Annotated in this window: 12 protein-coding genes and 1 tRNA gene; 5 read left to right on the top strand and 8 right to left on the bottom strand. The window is 46.6% G+C overall.

The genetic code is table 11. The features are described from left to right. Positions 1–191: 191 nt before the first annotated feature. Positions 192–2153, top strand: coding sequence for a DNA primase (gene dnaG / locus F7D47_RS00680; RefSeq protein ID WP_153086450.1), 1962 nt, complete (start codon positions 192–194; stop codon positions 2151–2153). A 69-nt stretch (positions 2154–2222) separates the two neighbouring features. Continuing rightward, complete coding sequence (gene cls / locus F7D47_RS00675; protein ID WP_153086449.1) at positions 2223–3647, top strand: cardiolipin synthase; 1425 nt, start codon at positions 2223–2225, stop codon at positions 3645–3647. Between the two features lie 48 nt (positions 3648–3695). On the opposite strand, the gene F7D47_RS00670 is transcribed toward cls, so the two are convergent. From F7D47_RS00670 to F7D47_RS00660, 3 genes are all read right to left on the bottom strand, one after another. After that, positions 3696–4226 (bottom strand): RsmD family RNA methyltransferase, encoded by a 531-nt coding sequence (locus F7D47_RS00670; RefSeq protein ID WP_006847080.1) that lies wholly within the window; start codon positions 4224–4226, stop codon positions 3696–3698. Positions 4227–4306: 80 nt separating this feature from the next. Next, positions 4307–5116, bottom strand: coding sequence for a DUF3822 family protein (locus F7D47_RS00665; RefSeq protein WP_006847081.1), 810 nt, complete (start codon positions 5114–5116; stop codon positions 4307–4309). A gap of 5 nt (positions 5117–5121) precedes the next feature. Next, the gene (locus F7D47_RS00660) at positions 5122–5601 is read right to left on the bottom strand and encodes a hypothetical protein (RefSeq protein ID WP_153086448.1); all 480 of its coding nucleotides are present in this window, start codon (positions 5599–5601) and stop codon (positions 5122–5124) included. A gap of 77 nt (positions 5602–5678) precedes the next feature. On the opposite strand from F7D47_RS00660, the gene F7D47_RS00655 reads away from it, so the two are divergent. Next, a complete protein-coding gene (locus F7D47_RS00655) occupies positions 5679–7148 on the top strand; it encodes an ATP-dependent DNA helicase (RefSeq protein ID WP_153086447.1) in 1470 nt (489 codons plus the stop codon). A 102-nt stretch (positions 7149–7250) separates the two neighbouring features. On the opposite strand, the gene F7D47_RS00650 is transcribed toward F7D47_RS00655, so the two are convergent. The 5 genes from F7D47_RS00650 to potA all read right to left on the bottom strand — a co-directional run bounded on the left by F7D47_RS00650 (position 7251) and on the right by potA (position 11908). Then, a tRNA-Tyr gene (locus tag F7D47_RS00650) sits at positions 7251–7332 on the bottom strand. Positions 7333–7481: 149 nt separating this feature from the next. After that, positions 7482–8789: an ABC transporter substrate-binding protein gene (locus F7D47_RS00645; RefSeq protein WP_153086488.1), complete on the bottom strand. Its 1308-nt coding sequence runs from the start codon at positions 8787–8789 to the stop codon at positions 7482–7484. A gap of 80 nt (positions 8790–8869) precedes the next feature. After that, on the bottom strand, positions 8870–9664 hold the full coding sequence (locus F7D47_RS00640; protein ID WP_153086446.1) for an ABC transporter permease: 795 nt from the start codon (positions 9662–9664) through the stop codon (positions 8870–8872). A 23-nt stretch (positions 9665–9687) separates the two neighbouring features. Further along, entirely contained in the window at positions 9688–10473 is a 786-nt protein-coding gene (locus F7D47_RS00635) for an ABC transporter permease (protein ID WP_153086445.1), read from the bottom strand. A 31-nt stretch (positions 10474–10504) separates the two neighbouring features. Beyond that, the gene (gene potA, locus F7D47_RS00630; RefSeq protein ID WP_153086444.1) at positions 10505–11908 is read right to left on the bottom strand and encodes a polyamine ABC transporter ATP-binding protein; all 1404 of its coding nucleotides are present in this window, start codon (positions 11906–11908) and stop codon (positions 10505–10507) included. A 137-nt stretch (positions 11909–12045) separates the two neighbouring features. Here potA and F7D47_RS00625 point away from each other — a divergent pair, with 137 nt between their 5' ends. Together F7D47_RS00625 and F7D47_RS00620 are read left to right on the top strand one after the other, a co-directional pair. Next, complete coding sequence (locus F7D47_RS00625; RefSeq protein ID WP_153086443.1) at positions 12046–12711, top strand: SprT-like domain-containing protein; 666 nt, start codon at positions 12046–12048, stop codon at positions 12709–12711. Positions 12712–12764: 53 nt separating this feature from the next. Then, positions 12765–13706 (top strand): hypothetical protein, encoded by a 942-nt coding sequence (locus F7D47_RS00620; RefSeq protein ID WP_153086442.1) that lies wholly within the window; start codon positions 12765–12767, stop codon positions 13704–13706. Positions 13707–13729 lie beyond the last annotated feature (23 nt).

Here is a 13729-nt window from a genome sequence, read left to right as displayed (position 1 = left end):
TATTTTATCCGATTGTCAGCAATGTGTTTTTGCCGGTTGCAAAGGTAGCCAAAACTATCCGGATATACTTTATTTTATGTAATCTTTAGTTTTTAATATGTTTCATTTTTACTTTTCTGTCCGTTTCTCTTTGTGTTTTCAAAGAAAAATAGTAATTTTGCATAGTAAAAACAGAAAAAAGAATATATATAATGATAGACAGACCGACGATAGCAAAAATTATGGATGCCACCAAGATAGAAGAGGTGGTATCTGAATTTGTTACGCTCAAGAAGCGTGGCATCAATTATGTCGGCTTGTGTCCTTTTCATAACGATTCCAATCCATCTTTCTCTGTATCTCCAACAAGAGGTATCTGTCATTGCTTTACCTGCGGAAAGGGAGGCAATGCAATCAACTTTCTGATGGAACTGGAACAGATGACCTATCCCGATGCTCTTCGCTGGCTCGCCAAGAAATATAAAATAGAGATTCAGGAACGGGAACTGACCAATGAAGAAAAACAGCGCGAGAGCGAAAGAGAATCCATGTTTATCGTCAACGATTGGGCGGCGAAATATTTCCAGGATATTCTCTTGCATGATGTGGATGGTATCGCTATCGGTATGGCCTATTTCCGAGGAAGAGGTTTCAGGGATGATATCATCAGAAAATTCCAGTTGGGTTTTGCGCTCCCTAAGCGTACTGCTCTTGCTGAGGCGGCTAAGGCGGCTGGCTATAATCCGAAATATCTGGTTGATACGGGACTCTGCTTCAAGGTGGATAAGGACGAAGCCGGCAATAAGTCGGGTGAGGATAAGATTCTTGACCGTTTCTCGGGCAGAGCCATCTTCCCTTGGTTCAGCGTGAGCGGCAAGGTAGTAGCTTTTGGCGGACGAGTTCTCGACAGCAGAACCAAGGGCATCAGCCAGAAATATGTCAACTCGCCTGATAGCGTTATCTATCATAAGGAGCGCGAACTCTATGGACTCTATCAGGCCAAGAAGGCGATAGCCAAGGAGGATTGTGTCTTTATGGTGGAAGGATATACCGATGTTATCTCGATGCATCAGTGTGGCATCGAAAATGTAGTGGCCAACTCGGGTACAGCGCTGAGCGTGCATCAGATCAGATTGCTGCACCGCTTTACCAGTAACATCGTTCTTCTCTATGACGGCGATAATGCGGGTATTCATGCTGCGCTGAGAGGTACCGATATGCTGCTTGAAGAAGAGATGAACGTAAAGGTACTCTTCCTCCCTGACGGCAATGACCCAGATAGTTTCGCCCGCAGTCATTCGGCAGAGGAATTCAGAAGATATATTCAGGAGAATCAGACCGACTTCATACAGTTTAAGACCGATATTCTGCTACGCGGTGTGACAGACCCTGTAAAGAGAAGCCAGGCTATCAATTCGATTGTAGAGAGTATCTCGAAAATCAAGAATCAGATAACGCGCGCTTCTTATATCACCGACTGTTCTCACCGTTTGGGCGTGAACGAGGCAATTATCGTGAATGCCTTGAATAATTTTGTGCGCAACGGTATGAGTGAGCAGGTAAAGGCAGAACGACGTGCAGCGGGATTGAAAGATTCGCCTGTAGCGGCAGCGCAGCAGGCGCAATCGGTGATGAGAGCGGTTACCCCACTGGATAAACTTCTGGAAGTAGAAGGCCTTCTGGTACAGTTGATTATTCATCATGGCGACCAGCTCATCACGGTACAGGATGTAGACGGAAATGATGTGGAGGTAGCTGTGGCCCAGTATATCAGTCTTGATTTGGGTGGAGATGGCTTTAAGTTTCATAATGATTTATATAATCAGATTATGCAGGAGGCTGTGGAGCATCTCGAAAAAGAAGATGATTTTGTCGCCGAAACTTATTTTGCCAATCATCCGAATCCGGAAATCAGCAGGTTGGCAGGTTTGCCTACAGGTGACCAGGAGGTATCTACGGCTAGTCTGCAGATGAAGATGAGCGCCGACAAACTCCGTCAGTTTGTCTTTAAAGACATCTTGAGTTTCCGCACTCATTATATTGCTCAGCGTATTATTGAGGTACAGCAGGAGTTTGCCAGGAATCCGACCAATCGTGAACTGCTGCAGGAGTTTATGAAACTCAAGCAGATGAACACGCTTCTGGCGAGTCAGGCAAACAATATCTTCAATTAACCGGAACTCCTGTCCTGTGGGGAGGAACTCTGTAAAGAAGTATTAGAGATTTAAAAGGAGAAATGCTATATGATTTATTTTCACTGGATATATCTGTTGCTTTATGTCGTGATAACCGTTCCGGCTATCATCACCGTCTTGATGGACAATCGTCAGCCCGCCAAGACGATGGCATGGATATTGGTCTTCTTCTTCATCCCCTTTGTGGGTATCATCTTCTATTTCTTCTTCGGACAGAATACCCGCAAGGAACGGCTTATCAGCGACCGCAGCATGGACCAGCTCACCAAGCGCTCCATGCTCGAGTTCGTAGAGCAGGAGAATCTTCACCTGCCAGACAGCAATAAACCGCTGATGAATCTCTTTGCCAACCAGAGTTGGGCGCTGCCTTTTAAAGATAATCAGATGGATATTTATACCGATGGCTACGATTTCTTCCTTACCTTATTATATAATATAGGACAGGCAAAGCATCATATTCATCTCGATACCTATATCTTCGAAGCCGATGCCTTGGGATATCTGATAGCTGATGCCTTGATTGATAAGGCGGAGCAGGGAGTAGAGGTGCGACTGATTTATGATGATGTAGGCTGCTGGAAGGTGAAGGATGAATTCTTTGAACGTATGCGTGATGCAGGCATTGATGTACATTCGTTCATGCCAGTCCGCTTTCCGGCTTTTACGAGTAAGGTAAACTATCGTAACCACCGCAAACTCTGTGTCATAGATGGTAAGGTGGGCTTTATCGGCGGCATGAATATAGCTCTGCGCTATGTGAAGGGTGATAAGAAACAGGCCTGGCGCGATACGCATCTCCGTATTGAGGGCGGTGGCGTTTACGCCATTCAGAGAGCCTTTCTGGTAGACTGGTATTTCGTAGACCGTACGTTGGTTACCAATCGCCAGTATTATCCGCCGGTCAGTGCGCATATCCACAACAATTGTCTCGTACAGATAGTTACGGGCAGTCCTATCAGTCCTTGGCCTGACATTATGCAGGGCTATGTCCGCATCCTGCTTCAGGCCCGGAAGTATGTGTATATGGAAACGCCTTATTTCCTGCCAACTGAACCCGTATTGTTTGCCATGCGAACAGCAGCTCTGGCGGGTGTGGATATCCGTCTGATGTTGCCCCGTCATGCTGATGCCAAACTGGTAGAGTGGGCATCACGTTCGTATGTGATGGAGGCGATAGAGGCTGGCGTAAAGGTTTATCTCTATACGGCAGGCTTTAATCATAGTAAATTGCTGGTGAGTGATGATAATCTCTGTACGATAGGCAGTACGAATATTGATTTCCGAAGTTTTGAGAATAATTTCGAAGCGAATGCATTCTTCTTTGATGAGGGGATGGCACAGCGCGTGAAGGCTATCTATCTGCGGGATGAGGCGAAGAGCATCCTGGTAGATGATGTATCTTATTTCGTAAAACGTCCGTTTCTGCAGCGTCTTTTCGAGAGTACGGTAAGATTACTCTCGCCGCTGTTATAACGAATAAATCCCCGTTTGCATCTTGTCTGGTGCAAACGGGGATTTTTTCTATCTGAATATTGAGAAGTTTACGCTTCCGTAACTTCTGTGCTCCAGGAATCGTGGATGCTCGGAGAAATCATAGTCTTTGCCATGCTCAAAGACGAAGATGCCTCCTTCGTTGAGATAGTCGCCATTCAGAACGAGGTCTGGAATCTGCGGCAACTCCTTCAGGGCGTATGGAGGATCGGCAAAGATAAAGTCAAACTTCTGCTTGCAGGTCTTCAGAAAACGGAATACATCACCACGAATCAGAATATCCTTGTCTTCGCCCAACTTCTGAAAACATTGGCGTATGAAGTTGGCATGATCGCGGTCTGCCTCTACGCTGATTACCCGGCTGCAGCCTCGTGATACCAGTTCGAGCGAAATGCTGCCCGTACCGGCAAAAAGGTCGAGGGCAGAGGTATCTTCGAAATCAATATATCCCTGCAGCACATTAAAGATGTTCTCCTTTGCAAAATCTGTTGTCGGACGCGCCTTAAACGAACGTGGAATGTCGAAATGGCGTCCCTTATATTGTCCTGTTATGATTCTCATTTGTTTTAATGTTGAATATTAAATGTTGAATGTTAAATGTTGAATGTTGAGTGGGGCTAGCGCCTTTTTGTCAACGCACTTTACTTACTTAAGTACAGTGCCATCAAATCGAATGGCAGACCTTTAATCTCTGTGATGGGCGCACGGTTGAATTCGGCGGCAGGATTCAGAATGAAGGTCTTCTTGATGTAGAGTTTCGTGTTGTAGAGGAACCAGTCCTTATCCGGAACATTGCCTGATACATGCAACTCATCCTGCATCTGGTTGAATCCTAACTGCTTCCATACATAGAGAATGAAATAGAGGGCATCCTTGGCATGCTCGGCATTGAACGAGTTGAAAAATTTGAAACGGTTCTTCTCGAAACCGAAAACGTCCAGTTTCTTGTCGTGGAAATAAACATAGAGCTTGCGGTGAATGCCGGTGAAACTGCGATGATGCAGATAGTGCCACATCGGTTGCATGATAGGTGTGAAGCGGACATCCTTGAAGTTGTCTTCTACCACCATCTTCAAATCCTTGTTGATAGGGAATACCGCTACCGCATTCAGTTCCGGTTGCACTCTGTAGAGAATGGCATCGCTGTTATGACTGTTGAAGGCATGCTGATAGAGCACATCGATATCCTCTTCATGAAATTCTTCGATAGGAACCAGCAGGATAGGCGAATCGAGATATACGCGTACCTTCTGGTATCCCCGCTGCAGGAGAGTACTCTCCTTGAAAGCCTGACGCAAGTTGGCTGCCATCGAAACACCACTCTTTACAGTATAAGGTTCATAGATGAGCTGATGCTCAGCTTCACGGTCAACTACCGAAAAACTGAGGGTGTTTCTGCTCACGCGGATGGTGAGTCGTGCTTGCTGAATGTTGTTACCTTTTATTTGCATATCTGTTACCAATTACCTGCGTTGTTATTATCTGTCGTTAAATCGCCTATCTTGAGTCCGGGATAGTTGCCGGCATAGTTGGCCTCCTCTATCTTCTGCTGGATGGAACCTTCATCGAGTCCGTCGAGGAAGGTTTCATAACCGGCCCCACATTCCATCACCGGAATCTGCTTACCGCTTTTTCCTACGATAACCGTGGCAGCAAGTGTAAACTTCTTACCATCGGAATAGGGAATGTATTGGGCATCTTCCTGTAAGAACTTGCCTTTTACCAGTGTCGGAAAATCGCCTGTATATACGCCGTGTTTCGCCTTGTATTTCTCTTCAGCCTGACGTATCTGCATCAGTTTCTCCTTCACCTCTGCTTCTCTGCTAGCCATGGCTTTCTGGAAGCGGATGGGCTGGCTTACACTCAGAATACAGAGTAGCATCATGATGATGACGCATGCTCCCAAAATATAATTATTCTTTATTCTTTTTCTCATTTCAAAAAGTATTATTACTTTTGCACAGCAAATAGGTGCAGTAAATTTTCTGCAAAGATACTAAAAGTTTTCGAAATATGAACATTGAAGAGTTAAAATATCAGATATTACAGCAATTTGGCTTTCCGCCAACCCCAGAACAGGCTCAGGCGCTCGATGTTTTCGTGCAGTTTATGACGGATAGTAATCCTCATGCTGTGATGATTCTCCGGGGTAGTGCGGGTACCGGTAAGACATCGCTTTCGGGTGCTATCGTCCGTACGCTCCGTGCTGTTCGCCAGAAGGTGATGCTCCTTGCTCCTACGGGTAGGGCGGCTAAGGTCTTCTCTCTGAACAGCGGGATGCCTGCCTATACCATTCATCGCCGCATCTATCGCGAAAAGGCGTTTGCCGGAGTGGATGGACAGTTCAACCTCAATGAGAATCTCTATACTGATACGCTTTTCATGGTAGATGAGGCTTCGATGATTGCCAATCTGGGATTGGGCGGAACCACCTTTGGCAGCGGCTGTCTGCTAGATGATCTGATTCATTTTGTGTATCAGGGACGTAACGACCGCCTCTTGCTGATAGGCGATAAGGCACAGTTGCCTCCTGTTGGTGAGGAAGAATCACCAGCCCTTTCTGCTGCGATGCTCCAGGGATATGGACTGTCGGTTTATGAGTGCGATTTGAACGAAGTAGTCCGTCAGAGTCAGCAGTCGGGTATTCTCTTTAATGCTACCCGTATCCGCCAGATGATTACCCACGATGACATTACCCAACTGCCTAAAATCTGTTTCTCCGGTTTCTCGGATATCAGGGAGATGCCGGGTGCAGAACTCATCGAGGCTCTTGGCGACAGCTATCATCATGTAGGATTGGACGATACCATTGTGGTGACTCGTAGCAACAAGCGCGCCAACATCTTCAACCAGGGCATTCGCAACATGGTACTTGATAGGGAAGAGGAACTGGAGAGTGGCGACATGCTGATGATTGTGAAGAACAATTATTATTGGATGGAGGAAGAAAGAAAGAAGATAAAGGAAAGTGAAGAACGAAAAGTTCAAAGTAACGAACTTCCTGCTTTCCTGGCTAATGGAGATAGGGCGAAGGTGATGAAGGTGAGCCGTCGCATCGACCTCTACGGCTTTCATTTTGCCACCCTTCTGTTGAAATTTCCCGATTATGATAATTATGAACTGGAGGCTACGGTATTGCTGGACACTTTGACGAGTGAGGCTCCTGCTTTGACCCATGATCAGCAAGAGCAGCTTTTCCATAAGATAGAGGAGGATTATCAGGACATACCACTGAAGGCAGACCGTATGAAGGCAATCCGGCAAGACCCATATTTCAATGCTCTGCAAGTGAAGTTTGCCTATGCCGTTACCTGTCATAAAGCGCAGGGCGGACAGTGGTCGCATGTCTATGTAGACCAGGGCTATATGACGGATGATATGCTTACTCCCGATTATATCCATTGGCTCTATACTGCTTTCACCCGTGCCACCGAAATGCTATATCTGGTGAATTGGCCAAATACGCAGATAGAAGGAGAGTAATTTACTCTTCTTCTTTTGTTCAGGATTTATATGAAAAGAAAAAAGTCCGGCTCTCTCTCGAAAGTCGGACTCTTAAATTTTTGAGTTATTTTTTGGGAAAAGTGGGTAGTGATGGATTCGAACCACCGAAGGCATAGCCAGCAGATTTACAGTCTGCCCCATTTGGCCACTCTGGTAACTACCCAAAAGCTTTATGTCTCAAAAGCGATTGCAAAGGTAATGCTTTTATTTGATATTACCAAATTTTTTCGGCACTTTTTTCTCTTTTCCTTCAAAAAATGTTCATTTTCCCCTATAAAATAGGTTTTTCCCTCTCTTTTACCTTTTACTTTTTTACCCTTTTACCTTTACCACATGTCTTCTGCGGTGTTTCCTCGACAGCCTTCTGTGCTTGTAATGCTCATATTTCTTGATGGCAACGAATACCGTGAGGGCAAGGACTACGGCTAGCAGGAAGATAACGATGCCGCCGCCCAGATTGTCTCCCTTCACCTTTGACCACATATCCAATACCTCGGGAGTATGATCGCCGGCATCATGAATCATGGCGCATCGGGCTACTATGCTGCTGTCTGGATACATGATAGGGTTGAGATGGGCACTCCTGCCTTCCTCGCCAAAGAAGTAGGCCAGATTTACAGGTTTGGGATAAGCCTCAGTATCGCTCATAGCTTCTAATACTTTCTTGCCTGCCACGCTGCTCACATATCCTGTAGTCTCCATATTAGCGAGTGCCACGTCTTCCTGACAGAGATAGTTGATGAAATAGGCGGCAGCCTTCGGATTGCGGGAATATTTAGGGATTACCCAACCGTCGAACCATACATTGCTTCCTTCTTTCGGTACTTCATATCCCAGTTCTACACCCACTTTTCCGGCTTCTTCAATAGCCCAGACGGCATCACCGCTCCAGGTCATATTGAGATAGGCTTTGCCTTTGGTCATGGTCTCCTTGCCGAAGTCGGCTTCCCATCCTTCTATGTTTGGTTTCAGAGCTTTCAACTCTTTCTCTACTGCGGCTATGGCAGCGGGTGAATAGTCGTTCATCAACTGTGGTACGGTCACCTTGCCTGCTTCCAGGTCTTTACGATGTGCCCAGATGAGTGCGGTGCCATAGGAGTCGCGGTAGGAATCCTTCATCAGGAGTTTGCCCTGATATTTTCTGTTCCATAAAGTTCCCCAGGTCTGTGCATCATTTATAGGTACGTGCACCTTATTATATAGAATGCCACAGGTTCCCCACATGTAAGGCACGGCATAATGGTGGGCGATGCGGCCATTGTTGGAGGTGGCATCTATCTGCTCAACAATGTATGGTGATACGTTGCTGATATAGTTGGGCGTTTTGCCGAAGACGGTGTCGATAGGTAGGAGAAGGTCTTTGCGGAGCATGCGCTCGATGATATATTCTGACGGGCATACCACATCGTAGTCTTCATGACCTCGCTCTATCTTGGTAAGCATCACCTCATTGATGTCGAAGGTCTGGTAGATGACCCGGATCTTCTTGCCGGTCTGCTGTTCATACCATTTCGGAAAGTTGGCAAGAACGTCTTCATCTATATAATCAGCCCAGTTGTAGACCTTCAGAATCTCCTCACGGTTCTCTTTGTTGTAACAGGAAGAGAGCGGCAGAATCATCAGCAGGCTAAGAAAGAGAAAAACGATGGCCTTAACTCCTTTTACTCCACTGACTCCTAATAATATCTTATTCTTCATTCTCATTTCTTCTTATTTTTCTCAGAACGTTTGTTGATGATAATCAGCATCACCAGTACCAGTACGAAGATGATGGTACTCAGCGGCCGAAGTTCTGGGGTCAGTCCTCCCTTTCTGGCATCGGCATAGATGAATGTGGAGAGGGTTTCCAGACCTTCGTTACCTATCGTGAAGATGGTGACGGCGAAGTCATCAATACTCATCGTAATGGCAAGCATGAAACCGGAAATCATACCCGGCAATATCTCTGGGATGATGACCTTGCGAAGTGCCTGTATCGGAGAGGCGCCCAGATCGAGTGCCGCCTCATAGAGGTTCGGATTCATCTGCTTCAGTCTTGGCATCACACTCAGAATAACGTATGGCAGACAGAAGGTGATATGCGAGAGTACCACGGTAGTATACCCCTGTGGAATGCCCAGCGTGATGAAGAGCAGGAAGAGCGAGATACCGATGATGATGTCGCCGTTGAGTATCGGAATGTTGTTGACAAACTGTATGGCGTTACGTGCATAGCGGTTGCGCAGGTTGTAGATGCCGATGGCTGTCAGGGTTCCGAAGAGCGTGGATACGGTTGCGGTAATCAGGGCGATGGTTACGGTATTGACCAGTGCCGCTGTGAGCGAATGGTGCGTGCCTTCTGCAAAGAGATTCTTGTAGAGCTGCAGCGAGAAACCCGTCCAGTTGCCCATCACCTTCGCTTCGGTAAACGAGAAGATAATGATGATGAAGATAGGGGAGTAGAGTAGCAGCAGGAGCAACCAGAGATATCCTTGGAAGAATACTTTCTTCATCATATCCTTACTGAATAATGACTGCATCATCTGATACCTCCTTCCTGTTTTCTGCCATCACCTGCGATGAGGGTAGAGGCGCCGATGAGGAAGAGCATGATGAGCGAGAGGGCTGCACCGTAGTTCCACATCGAATTGTTGATGTTCTCCTGGATGGTGGTACCGAAGAGCTTGATGTTGTTCATCGTCAGCAGTTCGGAGATAGCGAAGGTAGAGATGGTTGGCATGAATACCATCAGAATGCCACTCGCTACGCCCGGCATGGAGAGGGGCAGGATGACCTTGAAGAACTGCTGCCAAGGCGATGCTCCCAGGTCTTCGGCTGCTTCGATATAGCTGCGGTCCATCTTCTGCAGGGTGTTGTAGATAGGGTAAATCATGAATGGGATGAAGTTGTAGACCATACCGAACAGGAGGGCGCCCTCACCCAGCGGAAGGTCGGCAAAATCGAAGAGGGCCACGGTGGCAAGTGTGCGCACCAGGATGTTTACCCACATCGGCAGAATGAAGAGCATGACGATGGTATTGGCATACTTCATTCTGGTTTGTGTCAGAATATAGGCGGCCGGATAGCCCAGCAGAATGCAGAGCAGGGTGTTGAGAAAGGCGATGCCTATCGAATACACAAAGGTGTTGATGGCTTCGGGGGGTGCCAGGAACTTCTGGAAGTTGTAGAGCGTCAGGGCTCCGTTCTCATCGGTAAATGCGAACACTACGATGAGAAGCAATGGCAGTACCACAAATATCGCTGCAAAGATGGCGTAAGGTATCGACCAGCTTTGTCGCGAAGAGATAAACTTGATAATGTTCAATTTATAATTGATAATTAGGAATTAATAATTTTTATTCAAACGAAATATTCTCCTGAGGAATGGTGATGGCCACATGATCGCCTAAATCCCATACATCCTGTGTATCTACATAGAGCTTCTCGCCCCAGTCGGTATCGATGGTGAGATGATAGTGGTCGCCCTTGTAGAGAATGAAACTGATGTCGCCTGTAAAGGTTCCTTCGCTCTCGTTGTCGAAGAGTTCTATCTTGTTGAAAGGCACGTTCACCCGGATGGTTTCGTTTCCGTTTTCATCGGTCTGAATCTTGTCCTTCATTTCTTCCGGAATCTCCATCTGGTATTCGCAGCCCAGGAATTCTATTGTTCCGTCGCCGTTTACCTTTGCATCGAAGGTGTTGGTGATGCGCTCCTTCTTCATGATGTGAATATTGTCGGGTATCACGCTCATTCCTATCGTCTGACCTACTTCGAAATGCTTGTAGTTCTGGATGAGGAATTCATTGCCCTTCTCGGTTTCTGCCAGCATCTCGTAGTGTACTCCCTTGAAGATGGAAGAGGTTATCTTGCCCACAAACTGGGCGTGGGCGGTATCGGTGGAAACTTCTATATCCTCAGGACGTATCACGACATCCACTTCCTGGTTGCAGCCGAAGCCCTTGTCTACACAAGGCAGTTCGGTATCTGCCACATTCACCAGACAGTCGTGGACCATCGTTCCGCAGAGAATATTGCTCTCGCCGATAAAGTCAGCAACAAAAGCATTGGCAGGTTCGTTGTAGATATCGGTAGGTGTACCTATCTGCTGTATCTCTCCCTCGCTCATCACCACGATGGTATTGCTCAGGGTGAGGGCCTCTTCCTGGTCGTGGGTAACGTATACGAAGGTAATGCCCAGGCGTTCGTGCATCTGCTTCAATTCCAGCTGCATGTCTTTACGCATCTTGAGGTCGAGTGCTGCAAGCGGTTCGTCCAGGAGAAGAACTTCCGGTTCGTTGACAATGGCACGGGCGATGGCGATACGCTGCTGCTGACCGCCCGAAAGCGAGTTGACATCACGATATTCATAATCACTCATGTTCACCATCTTCAGGGCACGTTTTACCTTCGGCAAAATCTCTTCCTTCGGTGTGCTCTTGAGTTTCAGACCGAAGGCGATATTGTCGTAAACGTTGAGATGAGGGAACAGAGCGTATTTCTGGAATACCGTGTTCACATTTCGCTTGTAAGGAGGAAGGTTAGTAATATCGTTGCCGGCAATGGTGATGATGCCTTCGCTGGCGGTTTCAAACCCTGCCAAAAGTCTCAATAATGTCGTTTTTCCGCATCCCGAAGGACCCAGAATGGTCATAAATTCGCCCTTTCTCACATAGAGATTGATGTTGTTGAGGGCTGTTTTCTCGCCAAATCTTTTCGACACATTCTTAATATCTATGATATGTTGTGCTGTCTTGTTCATTTTTGTTGTAAATTTGCGTGCAAAGTTACGCATTTTTCGATAAATATTGAAAGAAACAAAGAAAAAGTTGTATCTTTGCAAACGTTTTGTAGTATCTGATATACAGAACTGAATAATTATTGAATAAATATACATACATGATTGTTACAATAGAATGGATGGAGGAGTGGTTCAGGCGTTTCGACCAGGAATATTTCGGGGGAAAGCTGCCTGTTCCTGAACTCGGACTTACTCATGCCAAGACTCGATTGGGGCAACTTGCCTATAAGCGGGCCTCCAGATGGGGACGCACCAAACTCTACGATTTCAAACTCTCCATGTCTACTTATTATGATATGACCGACAAGCAGGCAAAGAGTGTCTTGCTCCACGAGATGATACATTACATCATCGGTTATACGGGACTGAAAGATACCTCGGCTCACGGGGTTGTGTTCAAGGGACTGATGGATAAGCTCAACAGCCAGTATGGCTGGGATATCAGAGTATCGACATCCACCAAGGGTTGGAAGGTAAGCGAAACCGTAAGAAGTAGGAAAGAGAAGAAGGGACCGCAAATTTATCTGATGCTTGCCATCGAAATGAATGATGGAAGACATTATCTCTCGAGAGTGAATCCGAGTTTTGCCCGTCGCATCGAAAATCAACTGAAGATGGTCAGGGAAGTGGTTTCTCATCAGTGGTATACTACGATGGAGAACTATTTCGAAGACTATCCGCAGGTGCGCAGTTTGAGAGGAAGGCGCATCTCGAAGGCCGATTTCGGAAAGTTGCTCAATGTGCTCACTCCCTTTCAGCTGTAATGTCGGGCGAATGTATAAGAAAAAGAATAACCAAAACTCATTAAAGATATAAAATGAAAGAAACCTGGAAAATGATAGCCCTGCTGGCAATAGCCATTGGAGGACTGCTGGCTTATGCCTTCATTCCAGAGCAAGTGGCTGAAAACATTCCGCTGAAACAGATTGGAATGGATGCGCTCACCGGTAAAAGCGAGGCAGAGCTTGCTGAAGAGGAAAAGGCTGACAGCATGATAAAGGAACCCGTGGATACGGCGGCGCAGCGAGTACTGATCTTCGGCGACTCGATGTCGGAATATCTAGGTCTGCGACTGGCTGATTATGCCAACAAGAACGGACATAAGCTCACCTGTATTACCTGGGTGAGTTCGGGCACCAGAAACTGGGCTGCTACCGATACCCTGCAGCATTATATCCAACGTATCCAACCTACCCATGTCTTTGTATGTCTGGGCAGCAACGAACTGTATACGTCTGATATGAAGGGATGTGAAAAACGCATCCGTTCCATCCTAAGCAAGATTGGTAATATTCCGACGATATGGATCGGTCCGCCAAACTGGTGTGAGGATAATGGATATAACAAACTCCTTCGTGAGGTGATGGGACCACGAGGCTATTATCCTAGTTACAAACTTACCTTCGAACGCCAGAAAGACGGCCGGCATCCGACTATGGCTTCATCTGCCATGTGGATGGATAAGATTGTAGAGTGGATGAATAGCGGTCATTGTGTGCATCCGTTCCGATTGGAAATGCCGGATAAGCGTGACCGCAGATACAGACAGATTACCATCTTGCCTCCTGGAACCAAACATAGGGCAGACAACACGGCTATGAAGAAGGATTCTCTTTCTATGCCTGTTGAGGGAACTGTGCCTGAAACCACAGAAAGTCCTGCTGCAACCAAGGAACCTGCAACTGCAGGAAAAACGTCTCCGGCTGCTGACAAGACGGTTCCAGCGGTAAAACATGTAAACCATAAAGACTCCGTATAAGAAAGAGTTCAATAAATAATATC

Source organism: Segatella copri (assembly GCF_009494835.1).
GTDB lineage: Bacteria > Bacteroidota > Bacteroidia > Bacteroidales > Bacteroidaceae > Prevotella > Prevotella copri_F.
The sequence above is the reverse complement of the archived record's forward strand: the minus strand, read 5'-3'. Positions and strand labels throughout refer to the sequence as shown.